General features: G+C 68.3%; 15 protein-coding genes and 1 tRNA gene. 14 read left to right on the top strand and 2 right to left on the bottom strand.

Going from position 1 to position 21,075, the window contains the following annotated elements:
• Positions 1-83: transfer RNA gene (locus EEJ31_RS03750), tRNA-Leu, on the bottom strand.
• Between the two features lie 38 nt (positions 84-121).
• On the opposite strand from EEJ31_RS03750, the gene EEJ31_RS03745 reads away from it, so the two are divergent.
• Positions 122-727 carry an ANTAR domain-containing response regulator gene (locus tag EEJ31_RS03745; protein ID WP_123044956.1) on the top strand — a complete coding sequence of 202 codons (606 nt, stop codon included), beginning with the start codon at positions 122-124 and terminating at the stop codon, positions 725-727.
• A gap of 73 nt (positions 728-800) precedes the next feature.
• On the opposite strand, the gene EEJ31_RS03740 is transcribed toward EEJ31_RS03745, so the two are convergent.
• Complete coding sequence (locus EEJ31_RS03740) at positions 801-1,265, bottom strand: hotdog fold thioesterase (RefSeq protein ID WP_123045051.1); 465 nt, start codon at positions 1,263-1,265, stop codon at positions 801-803.
• A gap of 55 nt (positions 1,266-1,320) precedes the next feature.
• Here EEJ31_RS03740 and polA point away from each other — a divergent pair, with 55 nt between their 5' ends.
• From polA to tpiA, 13 genes are all read left to right on the top strand, one after another.
• A complete protein-coding gene (gene polA / locus EEJ31_RS03735) occupies positions 1,321-4,002 on the top strand; it encodes a DNA polymerase I (protein WP_123044955.1) in 2,682 nt (893 codons plus the stop codon).
• Between the two features lie 105 nt (positions 4,003-4,107).
• Complete coding sequence (locus EEJ31_RS03730) at positions 4,108-5,784, top strand: DUF885 domain-containing protein (protein WP_123044954.1); 1,677 nt, start codon at positions 4,108-4,110, stop codon at positions 5,782-5,784.
• A 260-nt stretch (positions 5,785-6,044) separates the two neighbouring features.
• Positions 6,045-7,496, top strand: coding sequence for a 30S ribosomal protein S1 (rpsA, locus tag EEJ31_RS03725; RefSeq protein WP_123044953.1), 1,452 nt, complete (start codon positions 6,045-6,047; stop codon positions 7,494-7,496).
• 266 nt (positions 7,497-7,762) lie between these two features.
• Positions 7,763-8,368 carry a dephospho-CoA kinase gene (coaE, locus tag EEJ31_RS03720; RefSeq protein WP_123045050.1) on the top strand — a complete coding sequence of 202 codons (606 nt, stop codon included), beginning with the start codon at positions 7,763-7,765 and terminating at the stop codon, positions 8,366-8,368.
• 10 nt (positions 8,369-8,378) lie between these two features.
• Positions 8,379-10,463 (top strand): excinuclease ABC subunit UvrB, encoded by a 2,085-nt coding sequence (gene uvrB / locus EEJ31_RS03715; RefSeq protein ID WP_123044952.1) that lies wholly within the window; start codon positions 8,379-8,381, stop codon positions 10,461-10,463.
• A 52-nt stretch (positions 10,464-10,515) separates the two neighbouring features.
• A complete protein-coding gene (gene uvrA, locus EEJ31_RS03710; protein WP_123044951.1) occupies positions 10,516-13,383 on the top strand; it encodes an excinuclease ABC subunit UvrA in 2,868 nt (955 codons plus the stop codon).
• 13 nt (positions 13,384-13,396) lie between these two features.
• A complete protein-coding gene (gene uvrC / locus EEJ31_RS03705) occupies positions 13,397-15,274 on the top strand; it encodes an excinuclease ABC subunit UvrC (RefSeq protein WP_123044950.1) in 1,878 nt (625 codons plus the stop codon).
• Between the two features lie 42 nt (positions 15,275-15,316).
• On the top strand, positions 15,317-16,189 hold the full coding sequence (rapZ, locus tag EEJ31_RS03700) for an RNase adapter RapZ (protein WP_123044949.1): 873 nt from the start codon (positions 15,317-15,319) through the stop codon (positions 16,187-16,189).
• 53 nt (positions 16,190-16,242) lie between these two features.
• Entirely contained in the window at positions 16,243-17,223 is a 981-nt protein-coding gene (whiA, locus tag EEJ31_RS03695) for a DNA-binding protein WhiA (protein ID WP_123044948.1), read from the top strand.
• A gap of 69 nt (positions 17,224-17,292) precedes the next feature.
• Positions 17,293-17,919, top strand: a complete 627-nt coding sequence (locus EEJ31_RS03690; protein ID WP_123044947.1) for a superoxide dismutase — start codon at positions 17,293-17,295, stop codon at positions 17,917-17,919.
• 100 nt (positions 17,920-18,019) lie between these two features.
• Positions 18,020-19,027 (top strand): type I glyceraldehyde-3-phosphate dehydrogenase, encoded by a 1,008-nt coding sequence (gene gap, locus EEJ31_RS03685; protein WP_123044946.1) that lies wholly within the window; start codon positions 18,020-18,022, stop codon positions 19,025-19,027.
• 13 nt (positions 19,028-19,040) lie between these two features.
• Positions 19,041-20,255, top strand: a complete 1,215-nt coding sequence (locus EEJ31_RS03680) for a phosphoglycerate kinase (protein WP_123044945.1) — start codon at positions 19,041-19,043, stop codon at positions 20,253-20,255.
• Entirely contained in the window at positions 20,246-21,034 is a 789-nt protein-coding gene (tpiA, locus tag EEJ31_RS03675) for a triose-phosphate isomerase (RefSeq protein WP_123044944.1), read from the top strand. The genes EEJ31_RS03680 and tpiA overlap by 10 nt, the downstream gene beginning before the upstream one ends.
• The last annotated feature ends 41 nt before the right edge of the window (positions 21,035-21,075 follow it).

Below are 21,075 nucleotides of genomic sequence, written 5' to 3'. Positions count from 1 at the left end.
TGCCGGTGGTGGGACTTGAACCCACACGTCCTTCCGGACAAAGCATTTTGAGTGCTCCGCGTCTGCCATTCCGCCACACCGGCTCACAACACCGTTGATCAGAATACCGTAGGCTTTCACCGTGACCGACCAAGACAGCACCCCCACTCCTCCGCGCCGCGTCGTCGTCGCCGAGGACGAATCCCTGATCCGCCTCGACATCGTCGAAATCCTTCGCGACAACGGATTCGAGGTGGTCGGTGAGGCCGGAGACGGCGAGACGGCCGTCGCCCTCGCGACCGAGCTTCGCCCCGACCTCGTCATCATGGACGTGAAGATGCCGCAGCTCGACGGCATCAGCGCTGCCGAGCGCCTCAGCAAGGCGCACATCGCGCCGGTCGTCCTGCTCACCGCGTTCAGCCAGAAGGAGCTCGTCGAGCGCGCCACCGAAGCCGGCGCCCTCGCCTACGTCGTCAAGCCGTTCACCCCCAACGACCTGCTGCCGGCGATCGAGATCGCCCTGTCGCGGTACAGCCAGATCATCACGCTCGAGGCCGAGGTCGCCGACCTCGTCGAGCGCTTCGAGACCCGCAAGCTCGTCGACCGGGCCAAGGGCCTCCTCAACGAGAAGATGGGCCTCACCGAGCCCGAGGCGTTCCGCTGGATCCAGAAGGCGTCGATGGACCGCCGCCTGACCATGCACGACGTTGCCCAGGCCATCATCGAGCAGCTCTCCGTCAAGAAGTAGCCAGTAGCCGTCTCTTTCCGCTGCGCGGGTCGAACGCCGTTACGCGGCATGAATTCGACCCGCGCAGCGGCGTTCAACCCGCGTTCGGGTCAGGGGCGACGGATGCAGGCCGGTCGGTGATCAGGTTCGTGATGCGGATCGTGGAGCAGCGGCGGCCCTGGTCGTCGGTGACCGCGATCTCGTGGGTGGTGAGCGTGCGCCCCAGGTGGATCGGCGTGCACACCCCGGTCACGTAACCCGAGGTCGCCGCCCGCGTGTGCGTGGCGTTGATCTCGATGCCCACCGCCAGCCGGCCCGGCCCGGCGTGCAGGTTCGCCGACATCGAGCCGAGCGACTCACCGAGCACGACGTATGCGCCGCCGTGCAGCAGCATCGCCGGTTGCGTGTTGCCCTCCACGGGCATACGCGCCACCGCGCGTTCCAGGCTGAATTCGAGGAACTCGATGCCCATCTTCTCGGCGAGGGCGCCGGCGCCGCGTCGCTCCACCCAGTGGAGGTGGTCGGCGGTCTGCTGTGGCACGTCGGTCTGCTCGCTCATCGTCACCTGTAAATCCTCGGCCAGCGGCGCCGGACGGCGCTTGTAGGCTGGGTCTGTGTCGGACGCGAAAAAGCCTACCCTGATGATCATCGACGGCCATTCCCTGGCCTTCCGGGCGTTCTACGCACTCCCGGTGCACAGTTTCCAGACCCGCGGTGGGCAGCACACCAACGCGATCCACGGGTTCCTGTCGATGCTGCTCCTGCTGCTGAAGAACGAGAACCCCACCCACCTCGCCGTCGCGTTCGACATCTCCCGGCACTCGTTCCGCACCCGGGACTACCCGGAGTACAAGGGCACCCGCAACGAGACGCCGCCCGAGTTCTCCGGCCAGGTCCCGCTGCTGCAGGAAGCCCTCGCCGCCATGAACATCCCGACCATCACGAAAGAGGACTACGAGGCCGACGACATCCTCGCGACGCTCTCGGTACGCGGCCGGGAGGCGGGCTATGACGTGCTCCTGGTCTCCGGGGACCGCGACACCATCCAACTCGTCAACGACGACGTCACCCTGCTCTACCCGTCCGCGATGGGCGTCTCGCAGCTCACCCGGTACGACCCGGTCAAGGTGCGCGAGCGCTACGGCATCGAACCGCACCAGTACCCCGACATCGCCGCCCTGGTCGGGGAGACCAGCGACAACCTCATCGGCATCAGCAAGGTCGGCGAGAAGACGGCCGTGAAGTGGCTGGGGCTCTACGGAAGCCTCGACGGCATCCTGGAGCACGCCGAGGAGATCAAGGGCGTCGTCGGCAACAACCTGCGCGAGCAGAAGGAGAACGCGATCCGGAACCGCAGGCTGAACCGCCTCGTGACCGACGTGGAGCTCCCGGTCGAACTTGAGGCGCTCCAGCGCGCGGCGATCAACCACACCTCGGTGCGTGACATCTTCGACAAGCTGGAGTTCAAGAGCCTGCTCGACCGGGTGCTGAAGCTCGAGGGCGCCGACGGGCCCATCGCCGACCAGATCCTCGAGGTCGCGGGCGACCTCCGGCCCGAGGCGCCGGCGATCCCCGAGCCGAAGGAGCTCCTCGATGAGGAACTCGCGCATTGGATCACCCAGGCCCAGGCGGCTTCCCCGGAAGGCCTCGGCCTGACCGTCGAGGTGCAAGGGGAGGCGATCATCGGATTCGGGCTCGCCGGCCCCACCGAGACGATCACCCTCAACTGGCAGCCCGGACGCGCCGACTACGCCCCGCTCGAGGCCTGGCTGGCAAGCGACGCCCCGAAGGTCATGTGCGACGCCAAGTACCAGCTGAAGGCCCTCGCCCGCGCCGGCGTCGCGTTCAACGGCCTGGCCGTCGACGCCCTGGTGGCCGGCTGGCTGCTCCGGCCCGGGGGCCCGGATAAGACCCTGGCCGACCTCGTCACCCGCTACCTCGACGAAACGCTCCCGGTGAGCGACCCGAACCAGCTCGTGCCCGACGAGGGGCCCGGCGGGGGAGCGCCGGCCCAGGCGTGGTTCGCGCTCCGCGCGGCCGCGGCGATCATCACGCTCCTCGACGACGGCTCCCGCAGGGTGCTCACCGACATCGAGATGCCCACGCTCCGCGCCCTCGTCGACATGGAACTCACCGGCGTCTCCGTCTCCCACGAGCAGCTGTCGCAGCTGTCGGCGCAGCTCGCCGACCGGATCGCGACGCTGGCCGCCGGCGCGTACGCCGAGATCGGCCGGGAGGTGAACCTCGGGTCGCCCAAGCAGCTGCAGGAGGTCCTCTTCGACCAGCTCGGCATGCCGAAGACCCGCGCCAACAAGACCGGCTACTCAACGGATGCCGGCTCGCTGGCCGACCTGCAGGAGCGCAACCCGCATCCGTTCCTCGACCTCCTGCTGCAGCACCGCGACGCCACGAAGCTGCGCCAGATCGTGGAGACGCTCGACAAGGCGATCGACGCCACCGGGCGCATCCACACCAACTACCTGCAGATCGGCACCACCACCGGCCGCATCTCGTCGAACGACCCGAACCTGCAGAACATCCCGGTGCGCACCGAAGAGGGCCGTCGCATCCGTGCCGCCTTCCAGGCCGGGGCGGATGCCGAGTCGCTGCTGACCGCGGACTACTCGCAGATCGAAATGCGCATCATGGCCCACCTGTCGGAGGACCCAGGGCTCATCGAGGCGTTCAACGCGGGAGAGGACCTGCACCGGTTCGTCGGCGCCCGCATCTTCGGCGTCAGCCCGGAGGAGGTGTCGAACGAGATGCGCTCGAAGGTCAAGGCCATGTCGTACGGTCTCGCCTACGGCCTCAGCGCGTTCGGCCTGTCCAAGCAGTTGCGCATCGAGACAGCCGAGGCGAAGCAGCTGATGACGGACTACTTCGCCCGGTTCGGGTCGGTGCGCGACTACCTCCGGAACGTCGTCGAACAGGCCAGGGTCGATGGGTACACCGAGACGATCTACGGTCGCCGCCGGCCGTTCCCCGATCTGCACAGCCGCAATCGGGTGCTGCGCGAGAACGCCGAACGCGCGGCGCTGAACGCGCCCATCCAGGGCTCCGCCGCCGACATCATGAAGATCGCGATGATCAACATCGCCCGCGACCTCGCCGACCAGCAGCTCGCGTCGCGCATGATGCTGCAGGTGCACGACGAGTTGATCTTCGACGTGGCGCCGGGGGAGTGGGAGCCGCTCCAGGCGCTCGTCACGCACCGCATGTCCACGGCCGCTGATCTCCTGGTGCCCCTCGACGTGCAGGTGGGCCGCGGCCCGAACTGGGACGCGGCCGCCCACTGACCAGCGACCCCGCATGCGAAACCGGAGTCGTGGCCGTTCAGAACGCCGCGGGTCCGGCCACAACTCCCGTTTCGCGAGTATTGGGCGCTCCTCTAGGCTCGGGGCATGACGAACGAACCGCAGCGCACTCCCACCGCGATCGACGCCATCGCCGAGGACTGGGTGGACGCCCTCGTCGACCTCGACCCGACTGTCGGGACCTACATCGGCCGCACGGAGGGAGCCGGTCGCTTCGGCGACTACTCGCCGGCGGGCCACGACCGTTTCGTCGAGGAGGCGCGGAAGGTCATCGCCCGCCTCGACGCGTCCACCCCGGTCGACGGCGTGGACGAGGTCACCCGGACGGACCTCCGCAGCGAGCTCGCACTTGCGCTGGAGAGCCACGACGCGGGCTGGGACCTCCGCGACCTCAACGTCATCGCGTCCCCAGCCCAGGAGATCCGCGAGGTCTTCGACCTCATGCCCACCGCCACCGTGGAGGACTGGTCGCACATCGCCTCCCGCCTCGGCCAGGTGGAGCGCGCCGTGTCGGGTTACATCGAGACCCTCCGGCTCGGCATCGAGCGCGGGGTGACGCCCGCGAAGCGGCAGGTGCGGGAGGTCGCCGAGCAGGCCGGCAAGCATGCGGCCCACGACGGCTTCTTCGCCGCCCTTGCCGCGAACGCCGACCTCGCCGAGGGCAGCCTGCCCGCCTCGCTCGCCCTCGACCTCGAGGCCGGCGCCCGCAAGGCCGCCGCCGCGTACGGCACGCTCGCCGCGTTCCTCGAGCACGACCTGGAGCCGGCGGCGACGGAGCAGGACGCGGTGGGGCGGGAGCTGTACGCTCTGCAGTCGCGCCGCTTCCTCGGCGCCACCATCGACCTCGACGAGACCTACGAGTGGGGCGTCGCGGAGCTCGATCGGATGGTGCGCGAACAGGAGAGCATCGCCCGGGAGATCCTGCCCGGCGCATCCGTCGCCGAAGCCATCGCGCACCTCGACCGCGACGAGACCCGCAAACTGCACGGCACCGACGCGCTGCAGCGCTGGATGCAGGAGACCAGCGACAGGGCCGTCGCCGAGCTCGCCGGCACCCAGTTCGACATCCCCGAGGAGATCCGGGCGCTCGAGTGCATGATCGCCCCCACCCAGGAGGGCGGGATCTACTACACCGGCCCCACCGACGACTTTTCCCGCCCCGGCCGCATGTGGTGGTCGGTGCCGCCGGGCGTGACCGAGTTCGACACCTGGCGGGAGCTCACCACCGTCTACCACGAGGGCGTCCCCGGGCACCACCTGCAGATCGGCCAGGCCGTCTACAACCGCGCCAAGCTCAACACCTGGCGGCGCCAGCTCGCCGGTACCTCCGGGCACGCCGAGGGCTGGGCGCTGTACGCCGAGCGGCTCATGGAACAGCTCGGGTACCTCGACGACCCGGCCGACCGGCTCGGCATGCTCGACGGGCAGCGGATGCGCGCGGCGCGCGTGGTGCTCGACATCGGCGTGCACCTCGGCAAGCAGCGCCCCGACGGGCACGGCGTCTGGGATGCGGCGTACGCGTTCGAGTTCATGCGGCAGAACGTCAACATGAACGACGGATTCGTGCGCTTCGAGGTCAACCGCTACCTGGGCTGGCCGGGGCAGGCGCCCTCCTACAAGGTGGGGCAGCGCATCTGGGAGCAGTTGCGCGACGCCTACCGGGAACGCGAGGGCGACGCCTTCTCGATCAAAGAGTTCCACCGCCAGGCGCTCGACCTGGGCGGTGTCGGCCTCGACACGCTGCGGTCGGCACTGCTGACCTAGCCTTCGCCTCCCTGATCCGCGGGTGCGCGCTTCCTGCCGCTTCCCTCGCACGCTGGCGGCATGTCGCCAGCACTCGCGGCGGTGGCCGTCCCCGTGGTGCCGGCGGAGTGCGGGTTGCCGGCGGCAGGCCGAAGCAGCTAAGGTAGAACGTCACGTTTGTGACTTACTATCCGCTGCCCTCGCGGAACCACAAGCTGCTTGTTCGATACAGGTCTCTTGCTGCGCGGGCCTGAATTTGTCCATACTGGAGCAACCACTACATGACAATCGCAACGACCGAAAAGGCACCCAAGCAGGTCGCCATCAACGACATCGGATCTGCTGAAGACTTTCTTGCCGCGGTCGAAAAGACTCTGAAATTCTTCAACGACGGAGACCTCATTGAAGGCACCGTCGTGAAGATCGACCGCGACGAGGTCCTCCTCGACGTGGGTTACAAGACCGAGGGTGTCATCCCCTCCCGCGAACTTTCCATCAAGCACGATGTCGACCCCACTGAGGTCGTCAAGGTCGGCGACCTGGTCGAGGCACTTGTCCTCCAGAAGGAAGACAAAGAAGGCCGCCTGATCCTCTCCAAGAAGCGCGCGCAGTACGAGCGCGCCTGGGGCGACGTCGAGAAGATCAAGGACGCCGACGGTGTGGTCACCGGCACGGTCATCGAGGTCGTCAAGGGCGGCCTGATCGTCGACATCGGACTCCGCGGCTTCCTCCCGGCCTCGCTCATCGAGCTGCGCCGCGTGCGCGACCTGACCCCGTACCTGGGCCAGGAGATCGAGGCGAAGATCCTCGAGCTCGACAAGAACCGCAACAACGTCGTGCTGTCGCGTCGCGCCCTGCTGGAGCAGACCCAGTCCGAGAGCCGCACCACGTTCCTCAACAACCTGCACAAGGGGCAGGTCCGCAAGGGCGTCGTCTCCTCGATCGTCAACTTCGGTGCGTTCGTCGACCTCGGCGGCGTCGACGGCCTCGTCCACGTCTCCGAACTCAGCTGGAAGCACATCGAGCACGCCAGCGAGGTCGTCGAGGTGGGCCAGGAAGTCACCGTCGAGATCCTCGAGGTGGACCTGGACCGCGAGCGCGTGTCGCTGTCGCTCAAGGCCACGCAGGAAGACCCCTGGCAGGTCTTCGCCCGCACCCACGCCATCGGGCAGGTCGCACCGGGCAAGGTCACGAAGCTGGTTCCGTTCGGTGCGTTCGTTCGCGTCGCCGACGGCATCGAGGGCCTCGTGCACATCTCCGAGCTCTCCGGCAAGCACGTCGAGCTGGCCGAGCAGGTCGTCTCCGTCGGTGACGAGGTGTTCGTGAAGGTCATCGACATCGACCTCGACCGCCGCCGCATCTCGCTCAGCCTCAAGCAGGCCAACGAGGGTGTCGACCCCGAGGGCACCGAGTTCGACCCGGCGCTCTACGGCATGCTCACCGAGTACGACGAGCAGGGCAACTACAAGTACCCCGAGGGCTTCGACCCGGAGACCAACGAGTGGCGCGAGGGCTTCGAGGCCCAGCGCGAGAAGTGGGAGCAGGACTACGCTGCCGCCCAGGCTCGCTGGGAGGCGCACAAGAAGCAGGTCGCGTCGGCGAACGACGAGCTCATCTCGGTCGGCGCCGCCACCGGCACCGGTGCCAACTACTCCGGCGAGACCGCCGGAGCCGGCACCCTGGCCGACGACGAGGCCCTCGCCGCACTGCGCGAGAAGCTCTCCGGCAACTAGGTTCCACCGCAGTACCACGGATGGCCGGGCCCCACGGGGTCCGGCCATTCGTCGTCTATCGCGCGGCGTCGGGCGCGCCCTCCTCCCATACCCTCGTCGGTGCGGGCAAACTGCCGCCCCCACACGTGGGAGACGGCGGAAACCCCGCACCGGCGGGCATGCGCTGCCGCGGGTGCGGGCAAACTGCCGCCTCGGCAGGGGAAGGGCGGCGGAATCCCCGCACGGGCGAGGTCGCGGGAGGCTGGGCGGCCAGTAGCATGGCAGGCGTGTACCTGATCGGACTGACCGGCGGCATCGCCTCGGGCAAGAGCACCATCGCCCGCCGCCTGGCCGAGCAGGGCGCCGTGCACATCGACGCCGACCGGCTGGCCCGCGAGGTGGTCGAACCCGGCACCGAGGGACTTGCCCGCATCCGCTCCGCTTTCGGCGACGACGTGATCGCCCCCGACGGCACACTCGACCGCGCGGCGCTCGGCCAGCGCGTCTTCGGGCATCCCGAACAGCTGGCCACGCTGAACGCCATCGTGCACCCGGCGGTGCGCGCCCTCACCCGGCGGCTCATCGCCGAGGCGGAGCAGGCGAACCCCGACGCCGTCGTCGTCTACGACGTGCCCCTGCTTGTGGAAGCCGCCGTCGACCATCCGTTCGACCTCGTCGTCGTCGCGCACGCCGACGAATCGGTGCGACGTGAGCGCCTCATCCGTCTACGCGGGTTCAGCGAAGCGGATGCCGCCCGTCGGCTCGGGTCGCAGGCGGCCGACGCGGAGCGGCTCGCGATCGCCGACGTCGTGATCGACACCGACGGCAGCATCGAGCAGACCGCCTCGCAGGCAGATGCCCTCTGGGAGCGCGTTGTCAGGGGCGCTCCGTAAACTGGTGGTCATGGAAGCCACCCGTGCCGTGCACCCGTTCGAGGTAGTGAGCGAATACTCGCCGAGCGGCGACCAGCCGGCCGCGATCGAAGCGCTGGCCGGCCGCATCAACGCCGGCGAGACGGATGTCGTGCTGCTCGGCGCCACGGGAACAGGCAAGTCGGCGACCACCGCGTGGCTCATCGAAGCGGTGCAGCGGCCCACCCTCGTGCTCGCCCACAACAAGACCCTCGCCGCGCAGCTCGCCACCGAGTTCCGCGAACTCATGCCGAACAACGCCGTCGAGTACTTCGTCTCGTACTACGACTACTACCAGCCCGAGGCCTACGTGCCGCAGACCGACACCTTCATCGAGAAAGACAGCTCGATCAACGCCGAGGTCGAGCGGCTGCGGCACTCCACGACCAATTCACTGCTGAGCCGCCGCGACGTCGTCGTCGTCTCCACGGTCTCCTGCATCTACGGCCTCGGCACGCCCGAGGGCTACCTGGAGGCGATGATGCCGCTCCAGGTGGGGCAGCGCGTCGACCGGGACTGGCTGATCCGCAAGTTCGTCTCCATGCAGTACCAGCGCAACGACATCGATTTCTCCCGCGGCAACTTCCGGGTGCGCGGCGACACCATCGAGATCATCCCCATGTACGAAGAACTGGCGATCCGCATCGAGATGTTCGGTGACGAGATCGAGGCGCTGTACAGCCTGCATCCGCTCACCGGCGACATCGTCCGCAAGCTCGACGCGGTCTCGGTGTTCCCCGGCTCCCACTACGTCGCCAGCACCGATGTGATGCACCGGGCCATGGGCACCATCCAGGCCGAGCTCGATGAAAGGCTCGCCCAACTCGAGCGCGAGGGCAAGCTGCTCGAGGCGCAGCGGTTGCGCATGCGCACCATGTTCGACCTGGAGATGATGGAACAGATCGGGTTCTGCTCCGGCATCGAGAACTACTCCCGGCACATCGACGGGCGGAACCCCGGCGAGGCGCCGCACTGCCTGCTCGACTACTTTCCCGACGACTTCCTGGTCGTCATCGACGAGTCGCACGTCACCGTGCCGCAGATCGGGGCGATGTACGAGGGCGACTCCTCCCGCAAGCGCACCCTCGTCGACCACGGCTTCCGGCTGCCGAGCGCCCTCGACAACCGGCCGCTGAAGTTCAACGAGTTCAAAGACCGGGTCGGCCAGACCGTGTACCTGTCGGCGACGCCGGGCAAGTACGAGCTCGGCATCGCCGACGGCGTCGTCGAGCAGATCATCCGGCCCACCGGCCTCATCGACCCCGAGATTCAGGTGCGGCCCACCGAGGGGCAGATCGACGACCTGCTCGAGCAGATCCGGGCGCGGGTCGAGCGCAACGAGCGGGTGCTCGTCACGACCCTCACCAAGAAGATGGCTGAGGAGCTCACCGACTTCCTCACCGAGGCGGGCGTGCGCGTGCGCTACCTGCACTCCGACGTCGACACGCTCCGCCGCGTCGAGCTGCTCTCCGAGCTGCGCGCCGGCGTCTTCGACGTGCTGGTGGGCATCAACCTGCTGCGGGAAGGCCTCGACCTTCCCGAGGTCTCGCTCGTGGCGATCCTCGACGCCGACAAGGAGGGCTTCCTGCGCTCATCCACGTCGCTGATCCAGACCATCGGCCGTGCGGCCCGCAACGTCTCCGGCCAGGTGCACATGTACGCCGACCGGCTCACCCCCTCGATGGCGCTGGCGATCGAGGAGACCAACCGGCGCCGCGACAAGCAGATCGCCTACAACGCCGAGCACGGCATCGACCCGACGCCGCTGCGCAAGAAGATCGCCGACATCACCGACATCCTCGCCCGGGAGGAGGCCGACACGGCCGCGCTCCTCGCCGGCCGCGACCGGGGCAAGAAGAGCCCCACGCCAAACCTGCGGCGGCAGGGGCTCGCCGCCAACGGCGCGAACGACCTCGAATCGCTGATCGCCGACCTGAACGGGCAGATGCTGGAGGCCGCGGGCGAACTCAAGTTCGAGCTGGCCGCGCGCCTCCGCGACGAGGTCAGCGAGCTCAAGCGCGAGCTCCGCACCATGGAACGCGCCGGGCACGTCAACCCCGTCGGCGGCGTTCGCTGATAGCATGCGCGATCGGTCAATGGATGGCGGAGGGTCTGCATAGACTCATTTGGTGTCAATTGCAAAGGTCGAGTCCGAGTCCACTCTGAGCGTCCGCGGGGCCCGCGTTCACAACCTCCGGAACATCGACCTGGAGATCCCGCGGGACTCCCTCGTCGTCTTCACCGGCCTCTCCGGCTCCGGCAAGTCGTCCCTCGCCTTCGACACCATCTTCGCGGAGGGCCAGCGCCGTTACGTGGAATCGCTGTCCGCGTACGCCCGGCAGTTCCTCGGCCAGGTGGACCGCCCCGACGTCGACTTCATCGAGGGCCTGAGCCCGGCCGTGTCGATCGACCAGAAGTCCACCAACCGCAACCCGCGCTCCACCGTCGGCACCATCACCGAGATCTACGACTACCTGCGCCTGCTCTGGGCACGCATCGGCGTGCCGCACTGCGCCATCTGCGGCGAGGTCATCCAGTCGCAGACCGTGCAGCAGATCGCCGACCAGCTCATGGAGCTGCCGGCCGGCACGCGCTACCAGATCCTCGCCCCGCTGGTATCGAAGAAGAAGGGTGAATTCGTCGACCTGTTCAAGGAGCTGGCCGCGTCGGGGTATTCCCGGGCCATGGTCGACGGCGTCACCGTGCAGCTGAGCGAACCGCCCACGCTGAAGAAGCAGGTGAAGCACGACATCTCGGTCGTCGTCGACCGTCTCGTGGCCTCACCCGACATCCTCAGCCGGCTCACCGACTCGCTCGAGACCGCCCTCAAACTCGCCGACGGCCTCGCGCAGGTCAACTACGTCGACGCGGAGGGCACCGCCGCCTGGCAGACCTACTCCGAGAAGCTCTCCTGCCCCAACAATCACCCGGTGCAGCTCACCGAGATCGAACCGCGAACCTTCTCGTTCAATGCGCCATTCGGAGCGTGCCCGGAGTGCTCCGGCCTCGGCACCCGCATGTCGGTGGACCAGGACCTGCTGCTGGCCGACCCGAGCCTCAGCATCGCCGAGGGCGTCATCGTCCCCTGGACCACGCAGGGCAAGGGCCTGTTCCAGTACTACGAGAAGCTCCTCGAGGGCCTCTCCCGCGACCTCGGCTTCTCGCTCAGCACCCCGTGGGAGGAGCTCAGCGATGAGGTGCGCCACGCCGTGCTCCGCGGCGACAACTTCGAGGTGAAGGTCAAGTGGAAGAACCGCTACGGGCGGGAGATGACCTACACGTCCGGGTTCGAGGGCGTCGTCCCGTACATCGAGCGGCAGTACCTGCAGGCGGAGACCGACAGCCAGCGCCAGCGCTGGGGGGAGTACCTCCGCGAGGTCAACTGCCCGGTCTGCGACGGCAAGCGACTGAAGCCCGAGGTCCTCGCCGTTCTCGTGCACGGCGTGAGCATCGCCGACGTGTGCGAGCTGAGCCTGAGCGACGCCCGCGGGTTCATGGACCAGCTGCGGCTCACCGACCGGGAGAGCGCCATCGCAGCGCAGGTGCTGCGCGAGATCAAGGTGCGCCTCGACTTCCTCATCCGGGTGGGGCTCACCTACCTCAACCTCGCCCGCTCCGCCGGCACGCTCTCCGGCGGCGAGGCGCAGCGCATCCGCCTGGCCACCCAGATCGGCTCGGGCCTCACCGGGGTGCTCTACGTGCTCGACGAGCCCAGCATCGGCCTGCACCAGCGCGACAACCGCCGCCTCATCGAGACCCTCGTCGCCCTGCGTGACCTCGGCAACACCCTCATCGTCGTGGAGCACGACGAAGACACCATCCGCACGGCGGACTGGATCGTCGACATCGGGCCCGGAGCGGGCGTGAACGGCGGCACCGTGGTGCACTCCGGCCCGTACGCCGAGCTCATCGCCGACACGGCCTCGCTCACGGGCGACTACCTCTCCGGCCGCAAGTCCATCGAGACGCCCTCGACCCGGCGCTCCATCGACCCGGGCCGCATGATCACGGTCAAGGGCGCCTCGGCCAACAACCTCCAGAACGTCACGGTGGACTTCCCGCTCGGCGTCTTCACCTCGGTGACTGGCGTCAGCGGGTCGGGCAAGTCGTCGCTCGTCAACGACATCCTGTACCGGGTGCTCGCCAACCAGCTCAACGGCGCCCGCAAGCTGCCCGGCAAACACAGCCGGGTCACCGGACTCGACCATCTCGACAAGGTCATCCACGTCGACCAGGCGCCCATCGGCCGCACCCCGCGGTCGAACCCCGCAACGTACACGGGCGTCTTCGACCGCATCCGCACCCTGTTCGCCGACACGCTCGAGGCGAAGGCGCGCGGATACCTGCCCGGGCGGTTCAGCTTCAACGTCAAGGGCGGCCGCTGCGAGGCCTGCTCGGGTGACGGCACCATCAAGATCGAGATGAACTTCCTGCCCGACGTCTACGTCGCCTGCGAGGTGTGCGGGGGAGCGCGGTACAACCGCGATACCCTCGCCGTGCACTACAAGGGCAAGAACATCGCCGAAGTGCTGGAGATGCCGATCAGCGAGGCGGCCGAGTTCTTCGAGCCGATCTCCGCGATCCACCGCTACCTGAAGACGCTCGTCGAAGTGGGGCTCGGCTACGTGCGGCTCGGGCAGAGCGCCACCACCCTCTCCGGCGGTGAGGCACAGCGCGTGAAGCTCGCGACCGAACTGCAGCGACGCTCCAACGGCCGGAGCGTCTACGTGCTCGACGAACCGACCACCGGCCTGCACTTCGAAGACGTGCGTAAACTGTTGCTGGTCCTGAACGGCCTCGTCGACAAGGGCAACACCGTGGTGGTCATCGAGCACAACCTCGACGTCATCAAGTCGTCCGACTGGGTCATCGACCTCGGCCCGGAGGGCGGTTCGGGCGGAGGCACCATCGTCGCCACCGGCACGCCCGAGCAGGTCGCCCAGGCGCCAGGCAGCCACACCGGCACGTTCCTGAAGGAGATACTCGCGGCCGACTGACCCGCGAAGCACCATGTCAGACATGCTGAGCTACCGCCCCAGGACGGGCGAGATCCCGACGAGCCCGGGAGTGTACCGGTTCCGTGACGCCACCGGCCGGGTGCTGTACGTCGGCAAGGCGAAGAACCTGCGCGCCCGCCTCAGCAACTACTTCGCGCCCCTGCACAACCTCCACGAGCGCACCCGGCGCATGGTGACCACCGCCGCGAGTGTCGAGTGGACGGTCGTCGGCACGGAGGTGGAGGCGCTGCAGCTGGAGTGGACCTGGATCAACGAGTTCGACCCGCCGTTCAACGTGCAGTTCAAGGACGACAAGTCCTACCCGTACCTGGCGGTCACGCTCGCCGACGAAGCGCCGCGCGTCCTCGTGACCCGCACCACCGGCATCCGCGGCGCCCGCTACTTCGGGCCGTACCCCAAGGTGTGGGCCGTGCACGAGACCATGGACCTCATGCTCAAGGCGTTCCCGATCCGCACCTGCTCGAACGCCAACTACAAGCGCGCCATGCAGAGCGGCAAGCCGTGTTTCGCGAGCCAGATCGGCCGCTGCTTCGGGCCGTGCTCCCACAAGGTGAGCATCGAGGAGCACCGGGCGACGGTCAACCAGTTCGTCAGCTTCATGACGAGCCAGGACCGCAAGCTCATCAACATGCTCACCGCCGAGATGAAGGCTGCCGCAGCAGAGCAGGACTACGAGCTCGCCGCCAAGCGCCGCGACCAGGTGATGGCGCTCGACGCCGTCCTGGAGAAGAGCGCCGTGGTGCTCCGCGACACGGTGGACATCGACCTGTTCGGCATTGACCAGGATGAGCTGGCGGCCGCGGTGCAGCAGTTCATCGTCCGCGGCGGCCGGGTGCGCGGTGTGCGCAGCTGGATCGTGGACAAGGAACTCGACCTCTCCACCGACGAACTGGTCGATTCGATCATGAAGTCCGCATACGACCATGACGGCCGGCCGCCGCGCGAGGTGGTGCTGCCGGAACTGCCCGACGACGTCGACGCCCTGCAGGACTGGCTGGGCAGCATCGGCAACCGCAAGGTGCGCCTCGTCGCGGCGCAGCGCGGCGAGAAGGCGGCGCTGCTGGAGACGGCGAACCAGAACGCGAAGCACGCCCTCATGCTCTACAAGACCCGGCGCAGCTCCGACTTCGTGGCCCGCAGCAAGGCCCTGGAGGACATCCAGGAGGCGCTCGAGATGCCGTCGGCCCCGTTGCGCATGGAGTGCTACGACGTGTCGCACCTCGGCGGCACGAACATCGTCGCCTCCATGGTTGTGTTCGAAGACGGCCTCGCCCGCAAGGACGAGTACCGGCGCTTCACGATCCCGGAGTCGACGGACGACACCGACTCCCTGTACCGCACGCTCATGCGCCGCCTCGCCTACCTGAAACCCGAGCTCGGTGAAACGGATGCCGCCGGCGAGGAACGACGCACCAAGTTCCGGTACCGCCCCAACCTCCTGATCGTCGACGGCGGGCAGCCGCAGGTCGCGGCCGCGGCCCGCGCCCTCGCCGACTCCGGCATCACCGACATCGCGCTGTGCGGCATCGCGAAGCGGCTCGAGGAGATCTGGCTCCCCGACTCCGACTACCCGGTGATCCTGCCGCGCAACAGCGAGGCGCTGTTCCTCATGCAGCGCATTCGCGACGAGGCGCACCGCTTCGCCATCGCCCACCAGCGCACCCGCCGCAAGCGCGATATCTCCACCGTGCTGTCCGAGGTGCCGGGGCTCGGGCCCGCGCGGGTGAAGCAACTGCTGCGCCACTTCGGGTCGGTGTCGCGGCTGAAGCAGGCCGGCGTCGACGAGATCGGCCAGGTGAACGGCATCGGCCCGGTGCTGGCCGCCACCATTCACCAGCATGTGCATGCCACTGCCTCCAAGGCTGGCTAGGCTGGAGGCAGTGACCGCCCCGATCGAAAGCCCGAAGCATCCATGACGACCGACCACGAACAGCAGGAGATGCTGATCGTCACCGGGATGTCCGGAGCGGGGCGCTCTACCGTCGCCAACGCGCTCGAAGACCTCGGCTGGTACGTGGTCGACAACCTGCCGCCGCAGATGCTGCGGCCGCTCGTCGACCTCGCCCAGCGAGCCGGTAGCCTGCCGCGCATCGCGGCGGTCGTCGACATCCGCGGCGGCAACTTCTTCAGTGCGTTCCAGGACATCGTCGGAACCCTGCGCACGGGCGCCCGGGTGCGCGTCATCTTCCTCGAGGCCACCGACGAGGTGCTGGTGCGGCGGTTCGAGGCCGTGCGCCGGCCGCATCCGCTGCAGGGCGACGGGACGCTCCTCGACGGCATCGCCGCCGAACGCGCGCGGCTCAGCGAGGTGCGCGCCTCCAGCGACATGGTGATCGACACATCCAGCCTCAACATCCACCAGCTCGCCACGGCGATCGCCGAGGCGTTCGCCGACGAGGAGGAGGCGGGTATCCGCCTCACCGTCATGAGCTTCGGCTTCAAGTACGGGCTCCCCACGGATGTCGACATGGTCGCCGACGTGCGATTCCTGCCGAACCCGTTCTGGATCCCCGAGCTCCGGCCCCTGACCGGGCTCACCGAGGAGATCAGCGACTACGTCTTCGAGCAGGAGGGCGCCCGGGAGTTCCTCGACAACTACGTCGCCGCCCTCCGCCCGGTGCTGGCCGGGTATGAGCGCGAGAACAAGCGGCGGGCGACGATCGCGGTCGGCTGCACGGGGGGCCGTCACCGCTCGGTCGCGATGGTCCGCGAGCTGGCCACGATGATCCGCGATGACCTCGGGGTGAACGTGAGCGTCAAGCACCGCGACCTCGGCCGTGAATAGCGCGCACCGGCACCGGTAGCGCAGCGACAGTTTTCAACAGAATGGATCCACCAGTGGCACTCACCATCGACGTCAAAGACGAACTCTCCCGCGTTGAGGTGTCCAAGACCACGGTGCGGGCTGCCGAGCTGGCCACCATCCTGCGTTTCTCCGGCGGCCTGCACATCATCTCCGGCCGCATCGCCGTGGAGTCGGAACTGGACTCGCCGGTGCTCGCCCAACGGGTGCGGAAGGACCTGGCCGAGTTGTACGGGGTGCGCAGCGCCGTTTCGGTGCTCGGCGCCTCCGGCGTCCGCCGCACGAACCACTACCTGGTGCGCGTGATGGACGGCGGGGAGACCCTGGCCCGGCAGACGGGCCTGCTCGACGCCCGTCGGCGGCCCATCCGCGGGCTTCCGAACCGGCTGACCACCGGGTCGAAGGAGGAGGTCGCCGCGGTGTGGCGCGGGGCGTTCCTTGCCCAGGGCTCCCTCACCGATCCCGGCCGCTCCGCCTCACTGGAGGTGACCTGCCCCGGGAACGAGGCCGCCATGGCACTGGTCGGTTCGGCCGGGCGCCTCGGGATCGCCGCCAAGGCCCGCGAGGTGCGCGGCGTGCACCGCGTCGTGATCCGGGACGGCGACGCCATCAGCGCCATGCTGCTCCGGATGGGCGCGGAGAAGGCCGTGCAGGGCTGGGAGGAGATGCGGCAACGCCGCGAGGTGCGCGCCACCGCGAACCGCCTGGTGAACTTCGACGACGCCAACCTCCGCCGTTCCGCGCAGGCCGCCGTGGCCGCGTGCGCGCGCGTCGAACGCGCCATGGAGATCCTCGGGGACGAGACGCCGCCGCACCTGCGGTACGCGGGGGAGCTCCGCCTGGGCTTCCGGGACTCCAGCCTCGACGAGCTGGGTCACCACGCCGACCCGCCCATGACGAAGGATGCCGTGGCCGGCCGCATCCGTCGCCTGCTCGCCATGGCCGACAAGAAGGCCGTCGAACTCGGCATCCCGGGCACCGACGCGAACCTGCCGGCCGACCTCGACGACGTGTGACGGCGCCCGGAACGACACCGGGACGGCTGACTAGACTGAAAATGTCGGACAAACACAAGGAGATACGCAATGGCTGAATACACCCTGCCTGACCTGCCCTACGACTACGCGGCCCTCGAGCCGAGCATCAGCGGCCGGATCATGGAGCTCCACCACGACAAGCACCACCAGGCGTACGTCACCGGCGCGAACAACGCCCTCGCACAGCTCGCCGAGGCCCGCGACTCCGGCAACCTCGCGAACGTGAACAAGCTGGAGAAGGACCTCGCCTTCAATCTCGGCGGCCACATCAATCACTCGGTCTTCTGGACCAACATGTCGCCCGACGGCGGCGACAAGCCCACCGGCGAGCTGGCCAGCGCGATCGACGACTTCTTCGGCTCGTTCGACAAGTTCCAGGCGCACTTCACCGCAGCGGCCATGGGCGTCCAGGGCTCCGGATGGTCGATCCTGGCCTGGGACTCGGTCGGCCAGCGGCTCTTCATCGACCAGCTCTACGACCAGCAGGGCAACGTCCCGGCCGGTGTCATCCCGCTGTTCATGCTCGACGTGTGGGAGCACGCCTACTACCTCGACTACCAGAACGTGCGTGCCGACTACGTCAAGGCGTTCTGGAACATCGCCAACTGGGAGAACGTGCAGCAGCGCTTCCAGACCGCCCGTGAGAAGACCGCCGGGCTGCTGATACTGTCATAACCGATGGTGTCCCGCGGGCCCATCCCGCGGGACACCGCGCTGCGTCTCGGAACACCCACAACCCGCGCCCCCGGCGCCCATCCAGCAACAGGAGTCATCTGTGTCCGTAAAGATCGGAATCAACGGATTCGGCCGCATCGGCCGCAATTACTTCCGAGCCGCCCTCGCCAAGGGCAGCGAGCTCGAAATCGTCGCGGTGAACGACCTCACCGACAACAAGACCCTCGCCCACCTCCTCAAGTACGACAGCATCAACGGACGTCTCGACGCGACCGTCGAGCTCGAGGGCGACACCATCATCGTCAACGGCAAGCCGATCAAGGTTCTCGAAGAGCGCGACCCCGCGAACCTGCCGTGGGGCGAGCTGGGGGTGGACATCGTCATCGAGTCCACCGGCCGCTTCACGAAGGCCGAAGACGCGCGCAAGCACATCGCTGCCGGCGCCAAGAAGGTCATCGTCTCGGCACCGGCCACCGGTGACAATGTCGCAACGCTCGTGCTCGGCGTGAACGAGGACAGCTACGACCCGGCCACCCAGGACGTCATCTCCAACGCCTCCTGCACCACCAACTGCCTCGCGCCGCTGGCCAAGGTCTTCATGGACAACTTCGGCATCGAGCGCGGCCTGATGACCACGGTGCACGCGTACACCGCCGACCAGAACCTGCAGGACGGCCCGCACAGCGACCTCCGTCGTGCGCGCGCCGCTGCCGAGAACATCATCCCGACCTCCACCGGTGCCGCCAAGGCCCTCGGCCTGGTCATCCCGGAACTCGTCGGCAAGCTCGACGGCTATGCCCTGCGCGTGCCCGTCCCCACCGGTTCCATCACCGACCTCACCGTCACCGCGTCGAAGCCGGTGACCGTCGCCGACGTCAACGCGGCGTACAAGGCCGCCGCCGAGGGCCCGCTCAAGGGCATCCTCAGCTACACCGAGGACCCGATCGTTTCCAGCGACATCGTCGGCGACCCGCACTCCTCGATCTTCGACGCCGGGCTCACCAAGGTGATCGGCGACCAGGTCAAGGTGGCGTCGTGGTACGACAACGAGTGGGGCTACTCCAACCGTCTCGTCGACGTCACCGAGTTCGTCGCCGAGCGCCTCTAACCCGGGGACCGCTGTGACGCTTCGCACCATCGCATCGCTCGGGCCGCTGGCCGGCAAGCGTGTCATCGTCCGCTGCGACCTGAACGTCCCCCTGGACGACGGGCGCATCACCGACGACGGCCGGGTGCGGGCGTCGCTTCCCACCCTCCGCACGCTCGTCGAGCAGGGCGCCAAGGTGATCGTCGTCTCGCACCTCGGCCGCCCTGACGGCGAGCCGGACCCGGCGTACAGCCTGGCGCCCGTCGCCGCCCGCCTCGGGGAGCTCCTCGGCTCCCCGGTCGGGTTCGCCACCGACACGGTCGGCGACTCGGCGCGGGCCGCGGTCGACGGGCTCTCCGACGGAGCGGTCGTCGTGCTCGAGAACCTCCGCTTCAACGCGGGCGAGACCAGCAAGGACGACGCCGTACGACGTGCGTTCGCCGAGCAGCTCGGCAGCCTCGGCGACGTGCTCGTGTCCGACGGCTTCGGCGTCGTGCACCGCAAGCAGGCGAGCGTCTACGACCTCGCCGAGATCCTGCCGAGCGCCGCCGGCCTGCTGATCGCCGCGGAACTGGATGTGCTCGAGCGACTCACGAAGAAGCCGCAGTCCCCGTACACGGTCGTCCTCGGCGGCTCGAAGGTCTCCGACAAGCTCGGCGTGATCGGGCACCTGCTGCCCCGCGTCGACTCGCTGCTCATCGGCGGCGGAATGGTCTTCACATTCCTCGCTGCGAAGGGCTACAGTGTGGGCTCGAGCCTGCTCGAGCCCGACCAGCTCGACACCGTGCGCGGCTACCTCGACGAGGCCGAGCGCCGCGGCGTCGACCTCGTGCTGCCGACGGACATCGTCGTCGCCGCCGCGTTCTCCGCCGACGCCGAGCATGTCGTGACGGCGGCCGACGCCATCGAGGACACCCCGTTCGGGTCGTCGGGCCTCGGCCTCGACATCGGCCCCGACAGCGCGAAAGCGTTCGCCGACGTCATCCGCTCGTCGAAGACGGTGTTCTGGAACGGTCCGATGGGCGTTTTCGAGCTCGCGCCGTTCGCGGAAGGCACCCGCACCGTCGCCGAGGCGCTCACCCAGGCCGACGGCCTCAGCGTCGTCGGCGGGGGCGACTCCGCCGCAGCGGTGCGCACCCTCGGCTTCGACGATGACCGCTTCGGTCACATCTCAACGGGCGGGGGTGCGAGCCTCGAGTTCCTCGAGGGCAAGCGCCTGCCAGGACTGGAGGTCCTCGGATGGCAGTGAACCGAACCCCGCTCATCGCGGGGAACTGGAAGATGAACCTCGACCACCTGCAGGCCATCGCCTTCGTGCAGAAGCTGGCCTGGGGCCTGAAGGACGCGAACCACGACTTCACCGCCGTCGAGGTCGCCGTGTTCCCGCCGTTCACCGACCTGCGGTCGGTGCAGACGCTCGTCTCCGCCGACAAGCTGCCGCTCGCCTACGGGGCGCAGGATGTCTCCGCCCACGACTCTGGCGCCTACACGGGCGAGATCTCGGGCGCGTTCCTCGCGCAGCTGGAATGCCAGTACGTCATCATCGGGCACTCCGAGCGGCGCACACTGCACCGCGAGGACGACGACCAGGTGCAGGCGAAGGTGCAGGCGGCCCTCAAGCACAACCTGGTTCCCGTCATCTGCGTCGGTGAGAGCGCCGACGACCTGGAGAAGCACGGCCCGAGCGCCGTCCCCGTCGCCCAGTTGCGCGCCGCCCTCGCCGGCGTCGACGCAGCGGCCGACATTGTCGTGGCCTACGAGCCCGTGTGGGCCATCGGGTCGGGGAAGGCGGCGACACCGGAACAGGCCGAACAGGTCGCCGCGCAGCTGCGGGCGGTCCTCGCCGACATGCTCGGGCAGGACGTCGCCGCGAAGACGCGCATCCTGTATGGAGGGTCGGTGAAGGCCGACAACATCCTCGGCTTCATGCGGGAGCCCAACGTCGACGGTGCCCTCGTCGGGGGCGCGAGCCTCGACCTGACCGAGTTCGCCAACATCGTGCGCTTCCAGAAGCACGTCGGAGTTTAGCCTCTCGGCTATAATTGCCAAAGACTTCGGTGCGGCACCAT

The organism is Cryobacterium tepidiphilum, from assembly GCF_003716325.1.
In the GTDB taxonomy this organism is placed as follows: domain Bacteria; phylum Actinomycetota; class Actinomycetes; order Actinomycetales; family Microbacteriaceae; genus Cryobacterium; species Cryobacterium tepidiphilum.
This window is presented reverse-complemented; position numbering and strand designations above follow the sequence as displayed.